The sequence below is a fragment of the Streptomyces sp. AK08-02 genome (assembly GCF_033795085.1).
In the GTDB taxonomy this organism is placed as follows: domain Bacteria; phylum Actinomycetota; class Actinomycetes; order Streptomycetales; family Streptomycetaceae; genus Streptomyces; species Streptomyces echiniscabiei.
The window spans coordinates 35602-60523 of sequence record NZ_JARAZV010000029.1 but is presented as its reverse complement, the minus strand read 5'-3'; the positions used below and the strand labels follow the sequence as shown (position 1 = coordinate 60523).

The following is a 24922-nucleotide window of genomic DNA, read 5'->3' as shown; positions in this document are numbered from 1 at the left end:
TACATTCAAGTAAACCCTCGTTCACACACTCCTCAGCTCCCCAGCTGAAAGGGGATCGCACCTCATGTCAGGAACGAACAGCACCACCTCGGTGATCGTCGCGGGCGCACGTACGCCCATGGGACGGCTGCTGGGCTCGCTCAAGACCTTCTCCGGAGCCGACCTCGGCGGCTTCGCGATCAAGGCCGCCCTCGACCGTGCGGGTATCGGTGGCGACCAGGTGCAGTACGTGATCATGGGCCAGGTCCTCCAGGCCGGCGCGGGCCAGATCCCGGCCCGCCAGGCCGCGGTCAAGGCCGGCATCCCGATGAACGTCCCGGCGCTGACCATCAACAAGGTGTGCCTGTCCGGCCTGGACGCCATCGCGCTCGCCGACCAGCTGATCCGCGCCGGCGAGTTCGACATCGTCGTGGCCGGTGGCCAGGAATCGATGACGAACGCCCCCCACCTGCTCCCCAAGTCCCGTGAGGGCTACAAGTACGGCGCGATCGAGATGCTCGACGCGATGGCGTACGACGGGCTGACCGACGCCTTCGAGAACATCCCCATGGGCCAGTCGACGGAGAACCACAACACGCGGCTGGGCATCCTGCGCCCCGAGCAGGACGAGATCGGGGCGCTCTCCCACCAGCGTGCGGCGGCGGCGCAGAAGAACGGCGTGTTCGAGGCGGAGATCACCCCCGTCGAGATCCCGCAGCGCAAGGGCGACCCGGTTGTTTTCAGCCAGGACGAGGGCATCCGGGCGGACACGACGGCGGAGTCGCTGGCCAAGCTGCGCCCGGCGTTCACGAAGGACGGCACGATCACGGCGGGTACGTCGTCGCCGATCTCGGACGGCGCGGCCGCCGTAGTGGTCATGAGCAGGGCGAAGGCCGAGGAACTCGGCCTGGAGTGGATCGCGGAGATCGGCGCCCACGGCAATGTGGCGGGCCCCGACAACTCCCTCCACTCCCAGCCCTCCAACGCCATCCTGAACGCGCTCAAGAAGGAGGGCCTGGGCGTCGAAGATCTTGACCTGATCGAGATCAACGAGGCCTTCGCGGCGGTCTCGATCCAGTCAATCAAGGACCTCGGCGTGTCCACGGATCGGGTGAACGTCAACGGCGGTGCGATCGCCCTGGGCCACCCGATCGGGATGTCCGGCGCACGGCTCGTACTGCACCTGGCTCTCGAACTGAAGCGGCGCGGCGGCGGTGTCGGCGCGGCTGCCCTGTGCGGGGGCGGCGGCCAGGGTGACGCGCTGATCGTGCGGGTACCCAAGGCGTAGGCGGTCGCGAGCGGTACCGGCCGTACGGCCAGGATCGGAACGGAGTTGTGATGGAGGACGTCCCCACGCTGGTCGCGCAGGCCAGGGAAGGCCGGCCACGGGCCGTGGCCCGGCTGATCTCCCTGGTCGAGGGGGCGTCCGCACAACTCCGCGAGGTCATGGCCGCGCTGGCCCCGCTGGCGGGCAACGCGTACGTGGTCGGCCTCACGGGATCACCGGGCGTGGGCAAGTCGACGTCGACCTCGGCGCTGGTCACGGCCTACCGGCGCCAGGGCAGACGGGTCGGCGTGCTCGCCGTCGACCCTTCGTCGCCGTTCTCCGGCGGCGCGCTCCTCGGCGACCGGGTGCGGATGTCGGACCACGCCTCCGACCCGGGCGTCTACATCCGCTCGATGGCGACCCGCGGCCACCTCGGCGGACTGGCCTGGGCGGCCCCGCAGGCGATCCGCGTCCTGGACGCGGCGGGCTGCGACGTGATCCTGGTCGAGACCGTGGGCGTCGGCCAGTCCGAGGTCGAGATCGCCGCGCAGGCCGACACCAGCGTGGTGCTCCTCGCGCCCGGGATGGGCGACGGCGTCCAGGCGGCCAAGGCCGGAATCCTGGAGATCGGCGATGTGTACGTCGTCAACAAGGCGGACCGGGACGGCGCGGACTCCACCGCCCGCGAGCTGAACCACATGCTCGGCCTCGGCGCGGCCAGGAAGCCCGGCGACTGGCGTCCCCCGATCGTGAAGACGGTCGCCTCCAGGGAAGAGGGCGTCGACGAACTGGTGGAGGCCCTGGAGAAGCACCGCGCGTGGATGGAGGAGCACGGTGTCCTCGCCGAGCGCCGCCGCGCCCGCGCGTCCCACGAGGTCGAGACGATCGCCGTCACGACCCTCCGCGAACGCATCGGCGACCTCCGCGGCGACCGGCGCCTGAGCGCCCTGGCGGAGCGGATCGTGGCGGGTGAGCTGGACCCGTACCGGGCGGCGGACGAACTGGTCGCGGGTCTGACCGAGAAGTGAAGAGGCCGTCGGCGGGCGGGATTTCGCGGCGGCCGTGGCCGACTCCCGGGCCACGCTGATACGTTGACCGGCATGTTCCTCCTCTTGGCATAGGTGCCGCCCCGCACCACGACGACCGGCCCGCACACGCGGCGCGGTCGACGCGGTGACCCGGCGTCCCCTTTCTGCCACGGCGCTCGCTCAACGCGCCGCCTCCCAGAGGAACTTCGCATGTCCGCGACCTCGACGCGGCCTTCATATGCCGCCGTCCTGCGCATTCCGTACGCCCGCCGCACCTTCGCCACCGCCCTGCTCGGCAGGCTGTCCTACGGCGTCGTCCCACTGTCCGTGATGCTCGCCGTCACCCGGGCCTCGGGTTCCTACGCCGTGGCCGGTGCCGCGATGGCGCTCTTCGGTGCCACCGTCGTCCTCCTGGCGCCCGCCAGGGCCGCCCTCATCGACCGGCACGGGCCGCGCCGGGCGCTCGTCCCCCTGCTGCTCACCCACCTCACCGCGCTCGGGCTGCTCACGGTGGCCGTCTGGCGCCCAGGTGCGCCGACGGCCGTACTGGGCTCCCTCACCGCCCTCTCGGGCGCCTGTGTCCCGCCGCTCGGACCGACCATGCGGGCCGTGTGGAGCACCATCGCCGAGGACCGGCGACTGCTGCAACGGGCGTACAGCCTCGACGGTGTCGCCGAGGAACTGCTGTTCGTCTCGGGGCCGCTGCTGGTCGGTGTCCTGGCCGGGTTCACCGTGCCGGCCGTCGGCATCGTCGTCGGGGCGGCCCTGATGGCGGCGGGCACCGCCGGTTTCGTGACCTCGCCGGCGCTACGGGGGATGCGCCCCGCGGCACCCGACGCCCGCCGGGGGACAGGCGGCGGCAGGCGGGTGCTGGGCCGCGTCCGGGGTCCGGTGGGCGCCGCCGCGGGTGTCGGAGTCGGGCTCGGCTCCCTCGACCTCCTGGTCGTGGTGTTCGCCGGGCAACACGGCCACGGCGCGGCGAGCGCGGCCTGGGTCCTGGCCGCGCTGTCCGCCGGAAGCGCCGTCGGGGGCCTGCTCAACGGGGTCGTGGCGTGGTCAGGGCCGGCCCGGACCCGGCTCACCCTGCTGGCGTGCGGCCTGGGCCTGGCGCTCCTCGGCGCGGGACTCGCCCCGGGCCTGGGCACCCTCGTCGTCGCCATGACGGTGGCCGGGGTCTTCGTGTCCCCGGCCATCACCACCGCGTATCTCATCGCCGACGAGGCGGTGGCGCCCGAGGCGCGTGTCCGGGCGGGGGCGTGGGTCAACACGGCGACCAACGCGGGCAGCACGATCGGCTCCGCCGGGGCGGGGGTCGTCGCGGGACATCTCCCGGTGGGCGTCTGCTTCGCGCTGACCGGGGTGGTGGTGCTGGTCGCGGCTCTGTTTCCCACCCGCCCACCCGTTTACGGCCCGATGCGCGAGTGACCCCCCCGACGGCGTGCTCAGTCCTCGTCGGACTGGACCCGCGTGATCTTCCCCGTGTCGAGTGCCACCGTCCACTCACTCGTCGTACCGGCCTTCACCGTCTCCACGTTCCAGGCCACGGCACCGCTGTCGTCGTCCGCGTCGACCTCGGTGACCGTGCCCTTCGCGGCGGCGGCGAGGGCGGCCTCGTGGGCGTCGAACTTCGCGCCCTTGAGGGCGGCCGACTCGGCGCGGTCCTCGCTGTCGTCGTCGCCCCCGTCGTCGTCGCGGTGCGCGCCCAGCACCTTCCCGGCGCCGGACACCTCCACGCCGTACTCGGCGCCGTCGCCCCGCACGACGTCCACGCTCCACGTGCCGGCGTCGGCGCCGTCGTCCTCCAGTTCGGCGGAGACAGCGGTGCCCGGGGTGTGCCGCAGTGCGGCGGCGACCGCCTCGGCGGCGGAGACACCGCTGCCGCGAACGGCCGTACGGTCCTCGGCGCCGTCGCTCCGGTCGTCCGCGTCGTCGTCCCGATCGGTGGCGACCCGCACGGTCGTGTCCGTCCCGGGCCGCGCCGCCGGCCCGCCGTCGTTCGCCGCGAAGGCCACGACGGTGCCACCGGCCAGGGCGGCGGCGGTGAGGGTGGCGATGACGATGTTCCGCTTCATGGGGTTCCTGCCTCTTGGTTCGGTTCGTGGCGATTCGCTCGCTTCGATGACGAGGACCAAGCTGCCCGACGATGGCTGAAGCAGGGCTGAAGCGACCTGAAGGCGCCTTCAGCTTCGGTTTGCGACGCTGTACGCATGCGTCTGTTGATCGTCGAGGACGAGAAGCGACTGGCCCTGTCGCTCGCCAAGGGCCTGACGGCCGAGGGATACGCCGTGGACGTCGTCCACGACGGCCGCGAGGGCCTGCACCGGGCCACCGAGACGCCGTACGACCTGGTGATCCTCGACATCATGCTGCCCGGCCTCAATGGCTACCGCGTCTGCGCGGCCCTGCGCGCCGCCGGCCACGACGTACCGATCCTCATGCTCACCGCCAAGGACGGCGAGTACGACGAGGCGGAGGGCCTGGACACCGGCGCCGACGACTATCTGACCAAGCCCTTCTCCTACGTCGTCCTGGTCGCCAGGGTTAAGGCGCTGCTGCGCCGGAGCGGGCCGGCGGGGGCCTCGCCCGTCCATGTGGTCGGCGAGCTGACGGTCGACACCGCGGCCCACCGCGTCCACGTCGGCGAGCAGGAAGTCACCCTCACGGCAAAGGAGTTCGCCGTCCTGGAGCAACTCGTCGTGCGGGCCGGCGAGGTGGTGTCCAAGGCGCGGATCCTGGAGCACGTCTGGGACTTCGCGTTCGACGGCGACCCGAACATCGTCGAGGTGTACGTCAGCACACTGCGCCGCAAGCTCGGCGCCCCGCTGATCCGGACCGTGCGCGGCGCCGGCTACCGGCTGGAGGTGCCGCGGTGAGGCGCGCGCTCGGCTCCGTACGGGCCCGGGCGACGCTCGGCGCCACCGTCGTCGTCGCGGTCGCACTGGTCGCCGCCGGGACCGCCGTACTGCTCTCCCTGTGGTCCAACCTCAGCGGCCAGGCCGGCACACAGGCCGAGCGGACCGCTCGGGCGGTCGCCGCCGACCTCGCGGCCGGGACGGCGTACGAGAAGCTGTCGCTCGACGCCGACGACCGGCCCGTCCAGGTCGTCGACGCGTCCGGGCGGCTGGTCGCGGCCAGTGAGGACCTGGAGCGGATCAGCGGCACAGGTGTGACGGCGGTGACGGCTGTGCGTCCGCGGGCGGCGGCGGACGGCGGCCGTACCGACAGCGGAGCCGGGGACGACGATGACGACGGCTCCCTCTCGCCCGGCGAGATCGACGACGACGTCTCCTTCACCGACGGATCCGCGACCGTCGAGGGCGACGAGGCCGACTACCGGTTCGCCGCCGTACGGGTCGAGGTCGACGACAGAGGCACGCTCACCGTGTATGCGGGAGCGCCGCTCTCCGCCGAACAGAGCGCCGTCAGCACCGCGTTGACCGTCATGCTGATCGGATTCCCGCTGCTCCTCGGTGTCGTCGCCGGTGTCACCTGGCTGGTCACCCGGCGCGCGCTGCACCCGGTCGAGGGCATTCGGGCCGAGATGGCCGCGATCACCGCCTCCCAGGACCTCGCCCGCCGCGTCCCCGTGCCGGACACCCACGACGAGGTGGCCAGGCTCGCCCGGACCACGAACGAGACCCTGGCCGCCCTGGAGACCTCCGTGGAACGCCAGCGCCGGTTCGTCGCCGACGCCTCCCACGAACTGCGCAGCCCCATCGCCTCCCTGCGCACCCAGCTCGAAGTCGGCGCCGCGCACCCGGAGTTGCTGGACGTCGAGGGCGCGGTCGAGGACACCGTACGGCTGCAGCGCCTCGCCGCCGACCTGCTGCTGCTCGCCCGGCTGGACGCGGGGGAGCGGCCCGCCGACGCGCGCTTCGACCTCGCGGAGCTGGTCCGGGAGCAGGCGGAAGGCCGGGCGGGAGTGACGGTCGGCGTGGAGAGCATGGAAGTGGCCGGGTCCCGGGGGCAGTTGGGGCGACTGGTCGCCAACCTGCTGGACAACGCGCAACGGCACGCCAGGTCGGCGGTCACCGTGTCCGTGCGGCGGGAGGGAGCGCGAGCCGTGGTCGAGGTCGCCGACGACGGGGACGGGGTGCCCGAGGCGGACCGGGAGCGGGTGTTCGAGCGGTTCGTACGGCTCGACGCCGCCCGCAGCCGCGACGACGGGGGCGCGGGCCTCGGCCTCGCCATCGCCCGGGACGTCGCCGTACGGCACGGCGGCACACTGACCGTGGGTGAAACGGCGACAGGCGGAGCCCTGTTCGAGCTCCGCCTGCCTGTCACCTGATCGGTCTGCCGCGCCTGACCTGTCGTATGGCCCGTCTGATCGGTCTGGGCCCTCGAACAGGCCCTATGGACGGCCCCGGTGGCCGCGCAGGTGCTCGGCGATCGGCTTGAGCGAGATGCTGAGCTCGGCCAGTGCCTCGGGGGCCAGCAGGTCGATGAAGTGCCGCCGCACGGACGCCACATGATGGGGGGCGACCTTGTTCATCGTCTCCATCCCCTGCTCCGTGAGCACCGCGTACAGGCCCCGCCGGTCGGACTCGCAGTTCTCGCGGCGGACCAGGTTCGCGTTCTCCATACGGGTGATCTGGTGGGACAGCCGGCTCTTGGACTGGAGGGTGGCGGACGCGAGGTCGCTCATCCGCATGCGGACGCCCTCGGACTCGGAGAGGTTCACGAGGATCTCGTAGTCGTTCATCGTCAGGCCGAACGGTTGCAGGTCCCTTTCGAGCTGGTAGGTCAGCAGCCTGTTGACCTCCAGGTGGGTGCGCCAGGCACACTGCTCCGCGTCGGTCAGCCAGCTTGTGGCCGTCTCGGTCTCCATGAATGAAGTCTACCTAAAAGGTTGAAAGGCGAACTAGTGAGGGTGGTGTGACGGCGTGCACATGTTCGATGTCACACTCCGCAGACTACCGCTCACAGCCCGAAGCGACGCTGGAGGTCACCGAGCTGTCCGGGAAGGCGCGGTGCGCCCGGTTGCTGTGGATGCCCAGCGGGAGCCCCGCCGCCACCGGGCACCCCGGGCTCGTGCGGAACCACCCCGGTGGCCTGCTCCGCCATCAGAGTCTCGCTCGACTGGAGCAGCACCGTGCCGGCCCCGACGAACTCGAACTGGTGCTCCTCGCCGGAGGCTCCGCCGATGCCCGTCATCGCACGTAGACCGCCCATGAGACCTGTCATGTACCCATGGTCGTAGTGGTGGCAGGGGGAGGGGCAGTCGGCCCAGCCGACCAGGGCCTGCGGGTCCACCCGGATCGGGGGTTCCATGAACACCACCGGGCCGTTCGAGGCGGCCACGAACTTGCCCGTACCGATGAGGGTGAGGAAGCCCGGCACGATCGACTGCTTCAGCGCGAGACTTGGCTGAAAAGCGAGAAGGTTGCCGGAGCGAATGGTCAGGTTGCCCTCCTCCAGATCGTATGAATTCACGTCGAAGGCCCGGTCGGCGAGGAGCATCTTGCCCGAACCCTCGGCAACGACCCAGTCGCTCGCGTGCAGAGGCGAATGAAAGGACGTACGGACAAGACGGTCCAGACGGCCGTGTCCCACGCCGTTGAAGTCGACCGTCCCGTAGTAGGCGATCATCTTCCCCTTCTGCAGGAACCACTGGCTCCCCTTGAGCTCCACGCAGAAGGTGTACTTGTTGACGTTGTCGTCGGACGGCAGCGTCATCGGGTCATGGACGACGGGGCCGCCGCCCGGGTAGGTGGTCACAGCTTCTCCTCCGACGCCTGGACGTACACCGCACCGCTGCCACTGAGCTCCAGCTGGAAGGCCTCGCCCGAGCCGCGGCCCACCATGTCGCGCCAGCCCAGCGCGGTGGACAGCTTGTTGCGGACGTCGCCGTGGTGCGCGACGTACGCCTGCGGGTCGACATGGACCGGGCGCTGGGGGGTGATCGGCACCTCGATGACCCCACCGTGGGCCATGACGGCGACCGCTCCGTGTCCCTTGAGGGTGGTGGTGAACAGCCCCTGGCCCGTCACCTGGCCCCGGACCATGCCCATGACGCCGCCCTGGGAGCCCATGAACATCGTGCCCTGCTGGAGCGTGCCGTCGAAGGCGAGGAGGCGGTCCGCCTCGACGCACAGCGTGTCCCCGGCGAGGTTGATGACCTGGATGTGGTGGCCGCCGTGCCCGAAGAGGACCGTGCCGCTGCCCTCGACCGTCATCAGCGGGGTCGCCTCGTTGGCCACCCGGCGGCCGATCATCGACATGATCCCGCCCTGGCCGCCCTGCATGTTGGGCGTGAAGGACACCTCGCCCTTGTAGGCGAGCATCGCCCCGCGCTGACTGAACAGGCGCTGACCGGGCATGACGGTCGCCTCGACCATCTTGGAGTTGATCTCACGGAAGGGCATGTCACACGTCCCCGGCGATCGTGTTGCGCTCACTGGGCTGGACGTACACCAGGCCGTCGCCCTCGAAGCGGATCTGGAAGGCCTCGCCGCCGCCCTCACCCATGAACGTGCGGAACGTCACGCCGGACTGGAAGGACTGCCTGACGTTGCCCTGGTGCGCGATGTACGCCCCCGGGTCGACCGTCAGCGGGAACTGCGGGCTCACGCGCAGCACCACGGCCGGCCCGTCCGACATGATCGCCGCCTGGCCGTGCCCCTCGACGGTCGTCGTGAACAGGCCGTTGCCCTGCGAGGCGCCGCGCAGCCCGGTGAACGACGTGCCCGTGCGCAGGCCCGAGTCGGTCGCCAGCAGGTTGCTCGACTCGACGTACAACTTGTCCCCCTGGAGGCCGACAAGGTTGATCTCGGAGGCGCGGTCGGCGAACCAGCACGTCCCGTGCCCCTTCACCTCCATCAGTGTCATCTGCTCGCCGGTGATCCGCCGGGTGACCATCCCCCGGATGCCCTCACCGCCGCCGCTGAGCTTCTTGAAGTCCATCTGGCCGTCGTACGCCACCATCGAGCCGTTCTTCGCCTTCACGGCGTCCCCGGTCATGTCGATGGCCAGCACCTTGCTGCCTTGAAGTCGAAACATCGCCACGTGGCGAAGGTAGCCCGCCGGGCGCCCCCGGCAACAGATCCCGAAGGCGGAGATCGCCCCCGATTCTCCCCCTAGGGGCCGCGCCTCCGTCCGCACCTCGGCCCTCACCCCCGTGCGCACCGCCGCCCACACCCCCGCCCCGTCCGCCCCGGCCGCGACTGTCACAATGGACGAACGTTTGTGCATCCATTCACAAAGCGACCCCTGCGCACCCCTCGTACCCCCTCGCACCCACCGAAGGTGACCCGTGGACATCAAGACCGCCTCCGCCCTCCGCCGCCTGCGGCTGGTCTCGGCCCCCGAAGCCGTTTCCTTCCTCCTCCTGTTGGTCTGCTCGGTGCTGAAGCGGACCACGGACTTCAACGCGGTGCCCGTCATGGGCATGGTCCACGGTGTTCTCTTCGTCCTCTACGTGATCTTCTGGGCTGACGCCTGGAGCCGCGCCAAGTGGTCCGTGAAGACCGGCGTCCTCTACTTCGTCCTCTCCGTCCTGCCGACCGGTGGGTTCTTCGCCGAGCGCAAGCTGCGCCGCGAGTCGGAGAACGCGGTCGACACGGCCATCGCCGCCCGTGCCCGACAGGAGCAGCAGGAGCGGGGTCAGGCGCAGGACGGGGCGGTCAAGGCATGATCGTCGCCTTCTCCGTGACGCCCCTCGGTGTCGGCGAGGAAGTGGGGGAGTACGTCGCCGACGCCGTCCGCGTCGTCCGGGAATCCGGCCTCCCCAACCGCACCGACGCCATGTTCACCTCCATCGAGGGCGACTGGGACGAGGTCATGGACGTCGTCAGACGTGCCGTCGCAGCCGTGGAGGAACGCGCGCCGCGCGTCTCCCTCGTCCTCAAGGCGGACATCCGCCCCGGCGTCACCGACGGTCTGACCTCCAAGGTCGAGACGGTGGAACGCCACCTCGCCCCCTGACCGCATCCGTGGGCGACGGTCCCCGGGAGGCCGGGCGGGACACCTGTGGCAGCCCGAGCGCGGTCCGGACCGGACCGGACCGAAGGGCGAGACGGGGCTGACCACGATGTGACCGGCCGGTAAGGTCTGGTGCCGTGCCGAAGCCGCTCAGTCTCCCCTTCGACCCCATCGCACGCGCCGACGAACTGTGGAAGCAGCGCTGGGGAAACGTCCCGTCCATGGCCGCGATCACCTCGATCATGCGCGCGCAGCAGATCCTGCTCGCGGAGGTCGACGCGGTCGTGAAACCGTACGGTCTGACGTTCGCGCGGTACGAGGCGCTGGTGCTGCTCACGTTCTCCAAGGCCGGCGAGCTGCCGATGTCCAAGATCGGTGAGCGTCTGATGGTCCACCCGACGTCGGTGACGAACACCGTGGACCGCCTCGTGAAGTCGGGCCTGGTCGCCAGACGCCCCAACCCGAACGACGGCCGCGGCACCCTCGCCACGATCACCGACAAGGGCCGCGAGGCGGTCGACGCGGCGACCCGCGACCTGATGGCGATGGACTTCGGCCTCGGGACGTACGACGCGGAGGAGTGCGCGGAGATCTTCGCGATGCTCCGGCCGTTGCGGGTGGCGGCGAGCGACTTCGCCGAGGAGTAGGCAGGGTCGCCGGGGTCGATCGGTGGCGTCGCCCGGGTGGGCGGGGTCGGCGGAAGATCGCCGGAAACGGGTGGTTACGCTCATAGGCATGAAAAAGAGCGTGCTGACCCGCTATCGCGTCATGGCCTACGTCACCGGTGTCCTGCTGGTACTGCTGACCCTCGGTGTGTTCGCCAAGTACGCGTTGAAGCTCGACGGCGCCGACAGTTTCACCAGCGTCGTCGGTATCGCGCACGGCTGGCTGTACGTCGTGTATCTGGTCTTCGCCTTCGACCTGGGCTCCAAGGCCAAGTGGCCGGTCCGTAAGCAACTGTGGGTCCTGCTCGCCGGCACCGTCCCCACGGCCGCGTTCTTCGTGGAGCGCAGGGTCAGCCGCGAACTGGCGGACCAGCTCGCGGAGCCGACGCCGGTGGCCGCCAAGGTGTAACCGCTACTGGCTGCCGCGCAGCCCCAGCACCAGTACCCGGGTGAACGCCCCCGCCCACTCCCGGTCCACCGGCTCCGCGCTCACCAGCGTGCGGTGCACCACCGCCCCCGCCACCATGTCGAAGATCAGGTCCACCGTGCGGGCGGCCTCCTCCGGGTCTGTTTCCGGGGGGAGTTCGCCGCGCTGCTGGGCGCGGGCGCGACCTTCCAGGACCAGGCGTTTCTGGCGGTCCACGATCGACGCGCGGATGCGTTCCCGCAGTGCGTCGTCGTGCGTCGACTCCGCGACCACCGCCATCAGGCCGCTCTTCGTCTCCGGGCGCACCAGGATCGCCGCGAACTGGAGGACGACGCCCTCGATGTCGGCGGCGAGGCTGCCCCGGTCGGGCAGCTCCAGTTCGTCGAAGAGGACCGCGACCGCGTCGACGACCAGTTCGTTCTTTCCGGGCCACCGGCGGTAGAGGGTCGTCTTCGCCACTCCCGCGCGCGTGGCCACGTCCCCCAAGGTCAGCTTGGACCAGCCCAGTTCGATCAGGGCGTCCCGCGTCGCCGCCAGGATCGCCGCGTCCGCGGTGGCGCTGCGAGGGCGTCCCGTACGGCTGACCGGCGTGCGGCTCTGCATGGCATGACCATAACGGCGGTTCCTGCCCATTGAGGCCGTGAGGGAGGTCACTCGGAGGCGCTTCCCAGAGGGCTGCCACTCCCGTTACGCTACGACTCGTAGCGAAAGCGGTGACCGTCGACCAGGACCCCTTTTCACTACGCCTTTCACATGTGCGCGCCGAACGGGGGAGGATAGACGCATGCAGCCACGGAACATGTCCATGAGCGGGGTCGTCGACCTCGCCGCGGTGAAGGCGGCCCAGGAGGCCAAGTCGAAGGCGGAGCAGGCGCGCGCCGAATCCGCCCGGCAGGGTGGGGGAGGTGCCGTCGCGCCGGCCGACCTCGTCATCGACGTCGATGAGGCAGGCTTCGAACTCGATGTCCTGCAGCGGTCCACCGAGGTGCCCGTCGTCATCGACTTCTGGGCCGAGTGGTGCGAGCCGTGCAAGCAACTGAGCCCCGTTCTCGAGCGGCTGGCCGTCGAGTACAACGGCCGGTTCGTCCTCGCCAGGATCGACGTCGACGCCAACCAGATGCTGATGCAGCAGTTCGGCATCCAGGGGATCCCGGCCGTCTTCGCCGTCGTCGCCGGGCAGGCCCTGCCGCTCTTCCAGGGTGCCGCCGGTGAACAGCAGATCCGCGAGACCCTCGATCAGCTGGTGCAGGTCGCCGAGCAGCGCTTCGGCCTCACCGGCCTCGTCGTCGACGCGAACGCCGAACCCGGCGCCCAGCCCGTCGCCGCCCCGCAGGCCCCGGTGGGGCCCTACGACGCGCTCCTCGAAGCCGCCGTGCAGGCCCTGGACGCGGGGGACTTGGGCGGCGCGGTGCAGGCGTACAAGAACGTACTGAGCGACGACCCCGGCAACACGGAGGCCAAACTCGGGCTCGTGCAGGCCGAGTTGCTTCAGCGGGTGCAGGACGTCGACCCGCAGCAGGTGCGCAAGGACGCCGCCGAGAAGCCGGGCGACCCGACGGCGCAGATCGTCGCGGCCGACCTGGATCTGGTGGGCGGCCATGTCGAGGACGCGTTCGGCCGGCTCATCGAGACGGTGGCGCGTACGGCGGGCGACGACCGGGACACCGTACGGCTGCGGCTGCTGGAGCTGTTCGAGGTCGTCGGCGCGGATGATCCGCGGGTCACGCTGGCCCGGCGGGCGCTGGCGAGGGCGTTGTTCTGAGCCGTCGGACGACGGCCGGGCCGGGCAGCCGGTGGGTCGCTGTTCGATCAGTGGTCTGACCTGTCGCTAAACACTGCGGCAGGTGTTGTCCAGGTGAAGAATTTGCCGATCGAGTGCGCAAGCGGTCGCACTTTACCAAATCTTGGTAAACGCGACCGCTGTTACTTGGAGTAAGCCAAGGGCGTCGCACTGTCGGAGTTGGGGTGGGAAGTGAACGTTTTGTCACCCCGCCGAAGGCCACCCAGCGTTGTCGAACGACACCCGCGGGTCGCCGCTCGGTTATCTGCCCGTTACTAGCCAGTAACGAACCCCCTTGTGCGGGCGGCCAGAATGCACCACGATCGGCGACGCTCGGTCCTATCCCGTACACCGACAGCCAGTCGGGCGGACGGGAGTTGTTGGGTCCCCACCGGGCAGAGTCGGCGGCAGTGGCGCCGGCTCTCGGACAGGGGGGTCTTCGCCCTCTGGGTGGAGCCTGTCCGGCAAGGTTGTGCGTGATGTGCGTCAGGCGCGACCAGTGGTTGTCGCTCGGGGGTGATCGCCGGTGACTCGGGCGCTGTTCGCGCCGTCGAGCGCGGGCGCTCTCCTATACCGAGGACGTAGCACTTCTCCCATCCCTGCCCGGCTGAGCCGCCGTCATTGGGGCAGTCAGGGCCAGGAGATGTACGTCCGAGAAGGAGGAAATATGGAGTCCCAGGTGCGTGGCGGGACAAGATGGAAGCGCTTCGCTGTGGTCATGGTGCCCAGCGTCGCCGCTACGGCATGTATAGGTGTTGCCCTCGCGCAGGGTGCCCTTGCCGCGTCGTTCAGCGTTTCTGGCCAGTCGTTCAAGGTCAGGGCTGACTACATCGAAGGCACGGGCTTCTCGCAGTACGGCGCCGTCGACATGGACGACTCGAAGACCGATAAGGGCACTCACCCGGTTGCGGTGTCGGCGTTCTCCGACGCGCGCATCCAGAACATGTGCCAGTCGGTCGTCACGCCGAAGATCCCGTTCTTCGGCACTGCCACGCTGGTGCTGAGCGCGGGCGACAGTAGCGACAAGGACAAGCAGGTCTCTGCCAAGAACCTGTACATCGACGTCGAGCGCCTTGAGGCCGGTAAGGCCGTGTTCAGTGGCATGAACATCGGCGTCGCTGCCAAGTCTCTGGACAACCCGCCCATGAAGGGCGGCAAGGAGCTGTCGGACCCCAACGGATTCGGCCAGGACGCGGACCACGTGGACCTGTACGACGTGAAGCAGACGGCGTGGGCCACCACCGCCGGTACCTTCACGCTGCCGGGTCTGAGCATGAAGGTACTCACGGGTACCCACGAGTGCTACTAAGCACTCGGTGACGGGTGGGGGAGGCCGTGAGGCGCCCCCACCCGCTCCACTCCGATCGGGTCTTCGCGCACCGCAGCCTGTCACCGGCGAACGACCCTCTCACCAAAGCAACACCGCACCAGGGAGCTGTTTCCATGAGCGCCGAGACTCCTGCCGCCCCCAGTCTGCCCACTCGCTGGAGGCTGCGGTTCCGCGCCTGGCGGGGTTCGAGGCCGTTCTGGGCCGGCTTGTTTGTCATGATCGGCGGTGTCCCGATCATGTACTTCCCTTACGCGCACCTCACGGTCGGTCAGCTCACGATCCGCATGTCCACAACGGCCGGTGCGGGATCGCTGATCATCGGAGTCCTGCTCGTCGTCATGGGAATCAGTCTCTGGTTCCAGAAGCACGTACGAACCTTCGCCGGCACCGCCGCGATCCTGCTGGGACTGGTGTCCCTCCCGGTCTCCAACTTCGGCGGGTTCATCGTCGGCTTCTTGTTTGCCCTGGTCGGCGGCGCGCTGGCCATCGCCTGGGCACCCGGGGTGCCGGAGGAGTCGACGAGGTACGGGGTGCCCGCCGGAGACGGCACAGATGCGGCACCCACCGCTGCGGAGCCTGTCCTCCCGGTGTCCGCCGAGGCCACCGACGGCACGGATACGGCGGTCGAGCCGGGCGGGCTGGACATGAGCAAGTCGAACGAGCCGTACGAGCTGAACGATCTGTCAGGAACGAGCCCGGTGAACGGGGCGAACGGGAGGCGCAGTGCCGGCTGACAAGGTGACCCACGGGACTGATGTGGAAGAGTCCCGCGGGCGAACCGGGCCGAGGCACGCGGCCCCGAGGAAGCCGCTGTTCACCAGGTTCCATGTGCCTGCCGGAAAGGCGATAGCCCTGGCGGCCATGCCCACCGCGGTGCTCATGGGCATGGGGTTCACGCCGACGCTCGCACGTGCCGATGGCCAGCCGGCGAAGAGCATGACGGCTGAGGAATACCAGAAGTGCGTCGAGGTGGTGACCGGCGTCGCGAACGGTACGGACACGGCGGCGACTCCCTCCGCGGCCACCAGTTCCTCGTCGTCGTCCGACGATGCGGACACGACGAAGCCGTCCCCCTCGGCCACGGACTCGGGTTCCGGTTCCTCGGACGACTCGTCGGATTCAGGTTCCGACGACGCGGCCGAGCCGACTCCGACGCCGTCCGCGAGCAAGACGACGTCCAGTGGCAGCACCGGCAGCGACAAGGCCACGCCCACCCCCTCGGCGAGCGCGAGCGCCACCGAGGAGAGCGGCGGCGGCCTGCTGGAGACCATCGGCGACGCGATCACGGGCATCTTCACGGGTGGCAGCGACTCGTCGAGCGACGCGGCGTCCACGACGACGTCGACGGAGACCACCGAGACCGCCGACAGTGCCAGTCCGACGCCGACGGCGTCACCCGCGCCGACCGCGGATGCGGCGGGCAAGGGCACGACCGGCACCACCACGGTGAAGGACACGAAGCCGAAGGTCACCGGGGTCCTCAAGGACACCGTCAAGGACACGACCAAGGCGGCCGAGACCACCACGGAGACGGCTGAGAAGGCGGTCAGTGCCGCTGCCGCGTCCCCGAGCCCCTCGGCCAGTTCGACCGTGGACCCGGAGGACTGCCCCGCCGAAGCCACCGACGACGAGGGCGGCGTCGACAACTCGACCAGGCTGCCTGTCGACCCGTGGATCCTGCAGGCCAGTTCGCTGACGCTCAACGGCGCGGACTACCAGGGCATCGTCAAGGTGCGCACTGCCGACGGCACGGTCAAGGAGGTCCTGAAGTACGTGATATCCGGCGGCACGACCATCCACGACCTCCACCAGATCGTGAACGACCCTCTTTCCGGCAAGACCTACCACGCGCAGGCGGCCAAGGGCACGGACTCCACGATCGAGGGGGGCAAGACGATCATGTACACGGAGAGCATCTCCGGCAACCTGCTCGGTCTGATCCCGGTGACGTTCAGCCCGAAGAGCCCGCCGCCCCTGAACATCCCGTGGATCTACTTCACGAACGTGAAGGTCATTCAGGCCGGCCAGTTCGGCGGCACGCTGACGATCCCGGGCCTGCACCAGTACACGACCTGAGCAATCACCACCCTGTTCGGGAGCCGCACCGAGACCTGTGGCCCGGCCCACCGCTGTTGGCGGGGGGTCGGGCCACAGGTCTGTGCGGCGGCTGATGCCGCGGACCACGCGGTGCGGGGCGGGAGACGATCGGCGCGCTCGTAGAACGCCTGGCCGGACGGCACCCGGAGCCAAACGCTTCCGCCTCACTGTGGAGAAACTCCCCATGGTGCACAACGCGCTGACCGCCGTGCCCCTCAGTTTCACTGGGCGCGAAGGAGCCTTCCTGGAGGAGCCGTTCAACATCCGGCTGGGCTTCTACCGGGAGAACCGCGACGCCTTGGCGTATGCCGTCCCTCAGTGCGGCGGCCGAGGAGTGACACCCGGCGGCAGCAATCGACCGCACGCGTTCCGGAGTAAAGCGCTTTCGAAGATGATCGCTGTGTGAGATCTTCATACTCGAACGTATTTTTGCATCGGGGAGGAAGTTTCATGAGGAATCGGAAGACAGTGGCGCGGGCAGTGGCGACGGGGGCGTGCGCGGCCGGCCTGGTCGCCGCACTTCAGGGCCAGGCATGGGCGGCCACGGTGACTATCGAAGCGTCCGGCGGCGGCGGGACCGCACAGTTCAACGGTGACACCAACACCTTCAGAGCCTGCGACACCGCGGGGGACGGCTGGGGGATCGAGGCCCGTCTCCGTTTCCCGGCCGCCGACAACAAGCCGGACTTGGTGGTCGACACCCGCGGTCAGGCCGCCCCCTACTGCACCCCCTGGAAGGGCGGCCTCACCGAGGGTAAGTCGTACCGCATGATCGTTACGCCGGTGGTGGGAACCGTCAGGGGTCAGTCGATATACATCGACGTCCGCGCCTGATGCATGTGTGAAGCGTCCTGTACGGCGTTGAGGGGTTTCCCTGTGGCCAAACGCTGTTTGTTCAGTTCGTCCCGCTGGGTTTCGACTCCTCGGCGAGCGAAGTCGTGCGTCGTCGCCTGACGCCTCGGCGCTGCGGACATACAAGGTGGGGGCGGCACCCCGTATCGCGGGTGCCGCCCTCACCTTGTCGCTTATGGTCCCGCATCGAACGCGACTCGAACTCGAAGCAGACAGTTCCGCTGAGCAGTCGGCCTGCTGGCAGACGCCGGGCAGTCCGACCGGCCCGGCCGGAACGGCTGCTGTCCTCTGTACTGCCAGAACCGTATGTGCAGGTCGGCTTTGCCGGAGGTGAATGGACCGCGGTCTGGACGGCTACGCTGCTGGCTCCAGCAGGCTGCGGCCATCTCGGCGGGACCGGCCTATCATCACGCCCTTGCCGGGATCAGAAGCGTGTCCGGTTCGGGAATGCGAACACAGGGTGCTGATCATCATGAACAGCGTATCTCCGAAGGGTCGTTGAGGCAGTCTCCATGGTTGGCGCCGTAGTGCTGAGCCCCCACGGTTGCCTCTCTTGAATGGCTGGCGTGGGGCGGGGCCGTGGGTGTTCCGATGAGGCGGGCGAGGTTAGGAGGGGGCGGCGTCAGCAGCCGCGAACTCCCGAGCCCCCTGCCAGGGCAACACCGCCCACATCCGCGTCCCGCCCCCTGGCTCCCGCGCCTCCCCGAACCCCCACTCCCCGCCGCACGCCTCCACCACGCACCCCAACACCCGTAGCGCATCTCCCCTCCGCTCGTCGCAAGCCGCAGCCAGCCGGGGATGATCGTGCAGTTGGTGGCCGTCGTAGAGGATCACGCGCAACTCTCCGTCCCGGAAGCGCAGCGACACGTACACGGAGTCGTTGGCCGCGAAGCGGCAGGCGCAGGCGGTCAGTTCGGCGACGACCTGGACGGCGGCGTCCGTCATGCCGGTCAGTCCGTGTGCGCGTAGGACGACCCGTGTCGTGTCCCGCACCACCCGCGAACTCACCGCTCCGGCGGGCACGGTGAAGCTGTAGGCGAGGGTGTCCGGCGACGGTGGTGGTGTCTCCGTCAGGTCGGTGGAGATGGGGCAGGCCGAGACGGTGACCGATGCGGACATGGCTGACTCCCTTGCTGGACAACGGACTTGATGTGCACGCCTGCAACCCCGACCAGTGGCCTGTCTCCCTGGCGCGAGCCCGCCCCTCCCAGGGAAGTGAGAACCCGGGCAGGCTCGCGCGATGCGCTTCCGTTCGGTGCCGGGCGTAAGCGACGCATCACTGACTGTAGATGCATGAGGTGGCTCTTTGCCGCTTATTCTCCAGAATTACCACTAGCCTGGTGGACCAATACGGTGCCCAGAGGGCAGACTTGCGCCGCACCCGCAGGAGGAAATGACACATGCCGCCGAGGTCAACACCTACGGAACGCCAGAAGCGCTTGGGCGCCGAACTGCGCAAGATGCGTCTCGCAGCAGACGTGACCACGGAATACGCCGCCGGGTTGCTCGGGCTGGACCGGACGAAGGTGTCCAACATCGAGTCCGGGGTCCGGGCCATCAGCGCGGACCGACTGCGGACCCTGGCCTGCAACTACGCCTGTCACGACGAGGCGTACATCGACGCTCTGGTCGACATGGTCGGGACGCGTACGCGCGGCTGGTGGGAGGTGTACCGGGGGCAAATCCCCGCAGGACTCCTCGACATCGCGGAACTGGAATGGCACTGCCGGAGCGTGCGAGTCGGACTGTCTCTGATCCTGCCGGGCCTGCTCCAGACCGACGGCTACGCCCGCACCCTGTTCGGTGCCGCACTGCCGCCCCTTTCACCAGCAGAGGTCGAGCTGCGTGTGGCCCTTCGCCTGCAACGACAGCAGGTGCTTTACCGGGACGAGCCGATCACTTACGTCGGATACGTGCACGAGGCCGCGCTGCGCGTCGAGTACGGCGGAGCCAAGGTGATGCGCGGCCAGTTGGAGCGCCTGTGCGATGTGTCCGAGCGCAACAACGTCGGAGTACGCGTGATCCCCTTCAAGGCGGGAGCGTTTCCTGGTGCGGGTCAAGCGGTGATCTACGCCGAAGGCCCCGTCCCCCAGCTCGACACCGTGGAGCTGGACTCGGCTCACGGTCCCGAGTTCACCCACGGGGTGTCTCAACTCGACAAGTACCGAGCCCAATTGGACTGGATGGAAGCCGCATCACTCTCGGCCGACGCGTCCCGCGACTTCATCCACGGCATCGCCCGCCAACTCTGAGGAGTTTCCATGCCTGACATCACCTGGGAAGAGCCTTACTGCGCCGAAGGCGCCAACTGCTTCCGCATAGGCACCGACCCCACCGGCAACGCCTACATCGCCGTCGCAGGCCAGGAAGACACCTACCTCACCGACACCCGGGAAGCCCTCCGCACCCTCATCCAGGAGATCAAGGCCGGCAAGGCCGACCACCTCCTCTAGCGAAAACGAGGGCGCCCCCCGTCACGTACAACAGGGGACGCCCTCGCGGTCGTACAAGCGTGCTGCCGTCAGGCGTGTTCGCCCTCGCCCAAGTGATGCACGCGGACCATGTTCGTCGTGCCGGGGACGCCGGGCGGGGAGCCGGCCGTCATGACGACGATCTCGCCGACGTTGAAGCGGTTCAGCTTCAGCATCTCCTGGTCGACCAGGGAGACCATCTCGTCCGTGCTGTTGACGAACGGGACCACGTACGAGTCGACGCCCCAGCTCAGCGAGAGCTGGTTGCGGGTGCCCTCGTCGGTGGTGAAGGCGACGATCGGCTGGGCCGCGCGGTAGCGGGAGAGGCGGCGGGCCGTGTCGCCGGACTTGGTGAAGGCCACCAGGCCCTTGCCGCCGAGGAAGTCGGCGATCTCGCAGGCCGCGCGGGCGACCGAGCCGCCCTGCGTCTTCGGCTTCTTGCCGGGGACGAGGGGCTGGAGGCCCTTGGAGAGGAGCTCCTCCTCCGCCGCGACCACGATCTTCGACATCGTGCGGACGGTTTCGAGCGGGAACGCGCCGACCGAAGACTCCGCGGACAGCATGACCGCGTCCGCGCCGTCCAGGATCGCGTTCGCCACGTCGGACGCCTCGGCGCGCGTCGGGCGGGAGTTGGTGATCATCGACTCCATCATCTGGGTCGCGACGATCACCGGCTTGGCGTTCCGCCGGCACAGCTCCACCAGGCGCTTCTGCACCATCGGGACCTTTTCGAGGGGGTACTCGACGGCGAGGTCACCGCGGGCCACCATGACACCGTCGAAGGCCGCCACGACGGCGTCCATGTTGTCCACCGCCTGCGGCTTCTCCACCTTGGCGATGACCGGGACGCGGCGACCCTCCTCGTCCATGATCTTGTGGACGTCGTCCACGTCACCGGCGTCGCGGACGAACGAGAGGGCGACCAGGTCGCAGCCCATGCGCAGGGCGAAGCGCAGGTCGTCGATGTCCTTCTCGGAGAGGGCCGGGACGTTCACGGCCGCGCCGGGCAGGTTGATGCCCTTGTGGTCCGAGATGACGCCACCCTCGATGACGGTCGACCTCACCCGCGGACCCACGACGTCCAGGACCTTCAGCTCGACGTTGCCGTCGTTGATCAGGATCTGGTCGCCGGGCGACACATCACCCGGGAGGCCCTTGTACGTCGTACCGCAGATGGTCTTGTCACCGGGGACGTCCTCGGTGGTGATCACGAACTCGTCGCCCCGGACCAGCTCGACGGGGCCCTCCGCGAAGGTCTCCAGGCGGATCTTCGGGCCCTGCAGGTCGGCCAGGACGCCGATCGCTCGGCCCGTCTCCTTGGCGGCGGCCCGGACCCGGTCGTACCGGCCCTGGTGCTCGGCGTGCGTGCCGTGGCTGAAGTTGAACCGGGCCACGTTCATGCCGGCCTCGATCAGCGAGACGAGCATTTCATGGGAGTCGACCGCGGGGCCGAGAGTACAAACGATTTTCGAACGGCGCATGGGGCGATCCTATCGGTTTGTTTCGCTTCGGAATATTCCGCCTGGTGGACGACGTAGAAGGATGGACTGAACACAAAGGGGCGGGATAGCGCTCAGGTGAGGCTCTTCCGGCGGTGCCTCCGATGTCTTCCCAATGTTCGTCCAATATCCGTTAAGTGTCTTCAGTTGTCCGTTCTCGCCGTTCCCACCAGCGCGTACGTCTGTGTCGCGATCTCCAGCTCCTCGTCCGTCGGGACGACGGCCACCGCGACCCGGGAGCCCGCGGGGGAGATCAGCCGGGCCTCCTGGCTCCGTACGGCGTTCAGGGCGCCGTCCACGGCCACCCCGAGGCCCTCCAGGCCCGCCACCGCCGCTTCGCGCACCGATGCCGCGTTCTCGCCGACTCCGGCCGTGAACGCGATGGCGTCCACCCGGCCGAGTACCGCGTAATAGGCGCCGATGTACTTCTTCAGACGGTGGATGTAGATGTCGAAGGCCAGCCGGGCCGCCGGGGCGTCCGCGCCGCCCTCGTCGATACGGCGGCGGATTTCCCGCATGTCGTTGTCTCCGCACAGACCGAGCAGGCCGCTCTTCTTGTTGAGAAGAGTGTCGATCTCGTCCGTGGACATTCCGCCAACACGCGTCAAATGGAAGATGACGGCCGGGTCCAGGTCACCGGACCGTGTTCCCATGACCAGACCCTCCAGTGGCGTCAGCCCCATGGAGGTGTCCACGCACCTGCCGCCCTCCACGGCCGACGCGGACGCCCCGTTGCCCAGATGCAGCACGATCACGTTCACGTCCTCGGGCGCCCGGCCCAGCAGCCGGGCCGTCTCCCGCGACACGTACGCGTGGGACGTGCCGTGGAACCCGTAGCGCCTGATGCGGTGCTCGTCGGCCGTCCTCACGTCGATCGCGTAGCGCGCCGCCGACTCCGGCATCGTGGTGTGGAAGGCCGTGTCGAAGACCGCGACCTGGGGGAGGTCGGGGCGGAGCGACCGCGCGGTGCGGATGCCGGTCAGGTTCGCGGGATTGTGGAGCGGGGCCACCGGGATCAGGCGCTCGATCTCCGCGAGGACCGTCTCGTCGACGACCGTGGGCTCGGTGAAGGACTGGCCGCCGTGCACGACCCGGTGGCCGATGGCCACCAACTCCGTTGAATCCAGGCCGAGTCCGTCACTTGCCAGCTCCTCCGCGACCGCTTTCAGGGCGGCCTCGTGGTCGGCGATCGGGCCCGTGCGCTCGCGGGACGTGCCGCCGGTGGCCAGCGGGGTGTGCTTGAGGCGGGACGTCTCCTCGCCGATGCGTTCCACCAGGCCCACGGCGAGCCGGCTGCTGTCGCGCATGTCGAGCAGCTGGTACTTCACCGACGAGGAGCCGGAGTTGAGGACGAGGACGCGGGTCGCGGTCACTGGTGGGGCGCCTTCTGGGTGGGGGCGGAATCGGCGGTCTGGGCCTGGATCGCGGTGATCGCGACCGTCGTGACGATGTCGGGGACCAGGGCGCCCCGGGACAGGTCGTTGACCGGCTTGCGCAGCCCCTGGAGGACCGGGCCGACGGCGACGGCGCCGGCCGAACGCTGCACGGCCTTGTAGGTGTTGTTGCCGGTGTTGAGGTCAGGGAAGATCAACACGCTTGCCTGGCCCGCGACTTCGGAGCCGGGGAGCTTGGTGGCGGCCACGGTCGGCTCCACCGCCGCGTCGTACTGGATCGGCCCTTCGATACGGAGGTCGGGGCGCCGCGAGCGCACCAGCTCGGTCGCCTCCCGCACCTTGTCGACGTCGGCGCCCGAGCCGGACGTACCCGTTGAGTACGACAGCATGGCGATCCTCGGCTCGACGCCGAACTGCTCGGCGGTGGCGGCCGACTGGATGGCGATGTCGGCCAACTGCTCCGCGTTCGGGTCGGGGTTGACCGCGCAGTCGCCGTAGACGAGGACCTTGTCGGCCAGGCACATGAAGAAGACGGAGGAGACGATGTCGGCGTCCGGTTTGGTCTTGATGATCTCGAAGGCCGGGCGGATGGTCGCGGCCGTGGAGTGCACGGCCCCCGACACCATGCCGTCGGCGAGGCCCTCCTGGACCATCAGGGTGCCGAAGTAGTTGACGTCCGAGACGACGTCGTAGGCAAGCTCGACGGTGACGCCCCGGTGGGCGCGGAAGGCGGCGTACTTCTCGGCGAAGGTGTCCCGCAGCTCGGAGGTCGCCGGGTCGATCAGTTGGCACCCGCCGAGGTCGATGCCCAGGTCGGCGGCCTTCTTGCGGATGCCGTCGACCGGGCCGAGCAGCGTCAGGTCGCACACGCCCCGGCGCAGCAGCACCTCGGCGGCGTGCAGGACGCGTTCCTCGGTGCCTTCGGGGAGGACTACCCGGCGCTTGTCGGCGCGGGCGCGTTCGAGGAGCTTGTGCTCGAACATCATGGGCGTGACGCGATCACTGCTGGGTGCGGACACCCGCTTCAGCAGCTCGGTCGTGTCGACGTGGCGCTCGAAGAGGCCGAGTGCCGTCTCCGCCTTGCGCGGGGTGGCCGCGTTCAACTTCCCCTCCAGGGAGAAGAGTTGGGTGGCGGTCGGGAAGCTGGTGCCGGGGACGGACACGACCGGGGTGCCGGGTGCCAGCCGGGCGGCGAGGGTGAGGACCTCGTCGCTGGGGCGCTCGTTCAGGGTCAGCAGGACGCCCGCGATGGGCGGCGTACCGGCGCTGTGCGCGGCCAGGGCGCCGACGACCAGGTCGGCGCGGTCACCGGGGGTGACGACCAGGCAGCCGGGGGTCAGCGCGGTCAGGAAGTTGGGCAGCATCGCGCCGCCGAAGACGAAGTCCAGCGCGTCACGTGCGAGGCCCGACTCGTCGCCGAGGAGTACCTTGCCGCCGAGCGCGTGGGTGATCTGGGCGACCGTCGGCGCCGCGAGGGCGGGCTCGTCGGGGAGGACGTAACAGGGCACCGGGGAGCGGGAGCCGAGGCCATCGGCTATCGCGTCGCGCTCCTCGCGGGCGACGCGGTTGGCGACCATGGCGATGACGTCGCAGCCCAGTGCCTCGTACGCGCGGTACGCGTTGCGCGTCTCGGCGAGCACCGACTCGGCGGTCTGGTCACGCCCGCCGACGACCGCGACGACCGACGCGCCGAACTCGTTCGCCAGGCGGGCGTTGAGGGCCAGCTCGTCCGGGAACTGGGTGTCGGCGAAGTCGGTGCCGAGGACCAGGACGACGTCGTACTCGCGAGCCACGCGCAGGAACCGGTCGACGAGGGTCGAGACCAGCTCGTCGGTGCCCTGCTCGGCCTGGAGCGCGGACGCCTCCGGGTAGTCCATGCCGTACACCGTCGCCGGGTCCTGGGAGAGGCGGTAGCGGGCGCGCAGCAGCTCGAAGAGGCGGTCCGGGTTGTCGTGCACCAGGGGGCGGAAGACGCCCACGCGGTCGACCTGCCGGGTCAGGAGTTCCATGACTCCCAGCTCGACGACCTGGCGGCCGTCGCCCCGGTCGATCCCGGTCACGTACACGCTGCGGGTCGTCACGCGTGCTCTCCGTTTCAGCTGGACTGTTCGGGCCTCTTGACAGTACCCGCGCCGCTGGTCAAGGCGCCGGTCAGTCCGGTGGGGGCGGTGAGGATCGAGGGTCCGGCCGGGGCGTGGAACAATTGAAGTGGC

General features: G+C 69.4%; 27 protein-coding genes. 17 read left to right on the top strand and 10 right to left on the bottom strand.

What is annotated here, in order from left to right:
• The first annotated feature begins 64 nt into the window (after positions 1-64).
• From PV734_RS42390 to PV734_RS42380, 3 genes are all read left to right on the top strand, one after another.
• Positions 65-1267, top strand: a complete 1203-nt coding sequence (locus PV734_RS42390) for an acetyl-CoA C-acetyltransferase (RefSeq protein ID WP_319098084.1) — start codon at positions 65-67, stop codon at positions 1265-1267.
• A 50-nt stretch (positions 1268-1317) separates the two neighbouring features.
• On the top strand, positions 1318-2274 hold the full coding sequence (gene meaB / locus PV734_RS42385) for a methylmalonyl Co-A mutase-associated GTPase MeaB (protein ID WP_319294713.1): 957 nt from the start codon (positions 1318-1320) through the stop codon (positions 2272-2274).
• A 210-nt stretch (positions 2275-2484) separates the two neighbouring features.
• Positions 2485-3699: an MFS transporter gene (locus PV734_RS42380; RefSeq protein ID WP_319294711.1), complete on the top strand. Its 1215-nt coding sequence runs from the start codon at positions 2485-2487 to the stop codon at positions 3697-3699.
• Positions 3700-3716: 17 nt separating this feature from the next.
• Here the strand turns inward: PV734_RS42380 and PV734_RS42375 are convergent, their stop codons facing one another.
• Entirely contained in the window at positions 3717-4346 is a 630-nt protein-coding gene (locus tag PV734_RS42375; RefSeq protein ID WP_319098080.1) for a PepSY domain-containing protein, read from the bottom strand.
• A gap of 135 nt (positions 4347-4481) precedes the next feature.
• Here PV734_RS42375 and PV734_RS42370 point away from each other — a divergent pair, with 135 nt between their 5' ends.
• Both PV734_RS42370 and PV734_RS42365 read left to right on the top strand, forming a co-directional pair.
• The gene (locus PV734_RS42370) at positions 4482-5147 is read left to right on the top strand and encodes a response regulator transcription factor (protein ID WP_319098079.1); all 666 of its coding nucleotides are present in this window, start codon (positions 4482-4484) and stop codon (positions 5145-5147) included.
• Positions 5144-6562 (top strand): sensor histidine kinase, encoded by a 1419-nt coding sequence (locus PV734_RS42365; RefSeq protein ID WP_319294709.1) that lies wholly within the window; start codon positions 5144-5146, stop codon positions 6560-6562. Before PV734_RS42370 ends, PV734_RS42365 begins: the two co-directional genes overlap by 4 nt.
• Positions 6563-6625: 63 nt before the next feature.
• Here the strand turns inward: PV734_RS42365 and PV734_RS42360 are convergent, their stop codons facing one another.
• The 4 genes from PV734_RS42360 to PV734_RS42345 all read right to left on the bottom strand — a co-directional run bounded on the left by PV734_RS42360 (position 6626) and on the right by PV734_RS42345 (position 9273).
• On the bottom strand, positions 6626-7102 hold the full coding sequence (locus PV734_RS42360; protein ID WP_319294707.1) for a MarR family winged helix-turn-helix transcriptional regulator: 477 nt from the start codon (positions 7100-7102) through the stop codon (positions 6626-6628).
• 92 nt (positions 7103-7194) lie between these two features.
• On the bottom strand, positions 7195-7950 hold the full coding sequence (locus tag PV734_RS42355) for an AIM24 family protein (RefSeq protein ID WP_415924362.1): 756 nt from the start codon (positions 7948-7950) through the stop codon (positions 7195-7197).
• 38 nt (positions 7951-7988) lie between these two features.
• On the bottom strand, positions 7989-8639 hold the full coding sequence (locus tag PV734_RS42350) for an AIM24 family protein (protein WP_319098072.1): 651 nt from the start codon (positions 8637-8639) through the stop codon (positions 7989-7991).
• A gap of 1 nt (position 8640) precedes the next feature.
• A complete protein-coding gene (locus PV734_RS42345) occupies positions 8641-9273 on the bottom strand; it encodes an AIM24 family protein (protein WP_319098136.1) in 633 nt (210 codons plus the stop codon).
• 253 nt (positions 9274-9526) lie between these two features.
• Here PV734_RS42345 and PV734_RS42340 point away from each other — a divergent pair, with 253 nt between their 5' ends.
• The 4 genes from PV734_RS42340 (at position 9527) to PV734_RS42325 (ending at position 11268) form a co-directional block, all read left to right on the top strand.
• Complete coding sequence (locus PV734_RS42340; RefSeq protein WP_319098071.1) at positions 9527-9907, top strand: DUF3817 domain-containing protein; 381 nt, start codon at positions 9527-9529, stop codon at positions 9905-9907.
• On the top strand, positions 9904-10197 hold the full coding sequence (locus PV734_RS42335) for an MTH1187 family thiamine-binding protein (protein WP_006377603.1): 294 nt from the start codon (positions 9904-9906) through the stop codon (positions 10195-10197). The genes PV734_RS42340 and PV734_RS42335 overlap by 4 nt, the downstream gene beginning before the upstream one ends.
• Positions 10198-10331: 134 nt before the next feature.
• A complete protein-coding gene (locus PV734_RS42330; RefSeq protein ID WP_319098069.1) occupies positions 10332-10841 on the top strand; it encodes a MarR family transcriptional regulator in 510 nt (169 codons plus the stop codon).
• Between the two features lie 88 nt (positions 10842-10929).
• Positions 10930-11268 (top strand): DUF3817 domain-containing protein, encoded by a 339-nt coding sequence (locus tag PV734_RS42325; RefSeq protein ID WP_319294704.1) that lies wholly within the window; start codon positions 10930-10932, stop codon positions 11266-11268.
• 3 nt (positions 11269-11271) lie between these two features.
• Here the strand turns inward: PV734_RS42325 and PV734_RS42320 are convergent, their stop codons facing one another.
• Complete coding sequence (locus tag PV734_RS42320; RefSeq protein ID WP_319294702.1) at positions 11272-11889, bottom strand: TetR/AcrR family transcriptional regulator; 618 nt, start codon at positions 11887-11889, stop codon at positions 11272-11274.
• Positions 11890-12070: 181 nt separating this feature from the next.
• Here PV734_RS42320 and PV734_RS42315 point away from each other — a divergent pair, with 181 nt between their 5' ends.
• The 6 genes from PV734_RS42315 (at position 12071) to PV734_RS42290 (ending at position 17327) form a co-directional block, all read left to right on the top strand.
• On the top strand, positions 12071-13048 hold the full coding sequence (locus tag PV734_RS42315) for a tetratricopeptide repeat protein (protein ID WP_319098063.1): 978 nt from the start codon (positions 12071-12073) through the stop codon (positions 13046-13048).
• A gap of 685 nt (positions 13049-13733) precedes the next feature.
• Complete coding sequence (locus PV734_RS42310; protein ID WP_319098062.1) at positions 13734-14375, top strand: DUF6230 family protein; 642 nt, start codon at positions 13734-13736, stop codon at positions 14373-14375.
• A 134-nt stretch (positions 14376-14509) separates the two neighbouring features.
• On the top strand, positions 14510-15130 hold the full coding sequence (locus PV734_RS42305; RefSeq protein WP_319098061.1) for a DUF6114 domain-containing protein: 621 nt from the start codon (positions 14510-14512) through the stop codon (positions 15128-15130).
• Entirely contained in the window at positions 15120-16472 is a 1353-nt protein-coding gene (locus PV734_RS42300) for a hypothetical protein (RefSeq protein ID WP_319098060.1), read from the top strand. Before PV734_RS42305 ends, PV734_RS42300 begins: the two co-directional genes overlap by 11 nt.
• 205 nt (positions 16473-16677) lie before the next feature.
• Positions 16678-16899 carry a hypothetical protein gene (locus PV734_RS42295; protein ID WP_319098059.1) on the top strand — a complete coding sequence of 74 codons (222 nt, stop codon included), beginning with the start codon at positions 16678-16680 and terminating at the stop codon, positions 16897-16899.
• Positions 16900-16943: 44 nt separating this feature from the next.
• Positions 16944-17327 (top strand): hypothetical protein, encoded by a 384-nt coding sequence (locus tag PV734_RS42290; protein ID WP_319098057.1) that lies wholly within the window; start codon positions 16944-16946, stop codon positions 17325-17327.
• A 624-nt stretch (positions 17328-17951) separates the two neighbouring features.
• On the opposite strand, the gene PV734_RS42285 is transcribed toward PV734_RS42290, so the two are convergent.
• A complete protein-coding gene (locus PV734_RS42285; protein ID WP_319098055.1) occupies positions 17952-18464 on the bottom strand; it encodes an ATP-binding protein in 513 nt (170 codons plus the stop codon).
• 281 nt (positions 18465-18745) lie between these two features.
• Here PV734_RS42285 and PV734_RS42280 point away from each other — a divergent pair, with 281 nt between their 5' ends.
• Positions 18746-19597, top strand: a complete 852-nt coding sequence (locus PV734_RS42280; protein WP_319294700.1) for a helix-turn-helix transcriptional regulator — start codon at positions 18746-18748, stop codon at positions 19595-19597.
• Between the two features lie 9 nt (positions 19598-19606).
• Complete coding sequence (locus tag PV734_RS42275) at positions 19607-19798, top strand: hypothetical protein (RefSeq protein ID WP_319098053.1); 192 nt, start codon at positions 19607-19609, stop codon at positions 19796-19798.
• A gap of 68 nt (positions 19799-19866) precedes the next feature.
• On the opposite strand, the gene pyk is transcribed toward PV734_RS42275, so the two are convergent.
• The 3 genes from pyk to pta all read right to left on the bottom strand — a co-directional run bounded on the left by pyk (position 19867) and on the right by pta (position 24790).
• Complete coding sequence (gene pyk, locus PV734_RS42270; RefSeq protein WP_319098051.1) at positions 19867-21297, bottom strand: pyruvate kinase; 1431 nt, start codon at positions 21295-21297, stop codon at positions 19867-19869.
• Positions 21298-21458: 161 nt separating this feature from the next.
• Positions 21459-22688, bottom strand: coding sequence for an acetate kinase (locus PV734_RS42265; protein WP_319294698.1), 1230 nt, complete (start codon positions 22686-22688; stop codon positions 21459-21461).
• Positions 22685-24790 (bottom strand): phosphate acetyltransferase, encoded by a 2106-nt coding sequence (gene pta, locus PV734_RS42260; protein ID WP_319098047.1) that lies wholly within the window; start codon positions 24788-24790, stop codon positions 22685-22687. The genes PV734_RS42265 and pta overlap by 4 nt, the downstream gene beginning before the upstream one ends.
• Between the last annotated feature and the right edge of the window lie 132 nt (positions 24791-24922).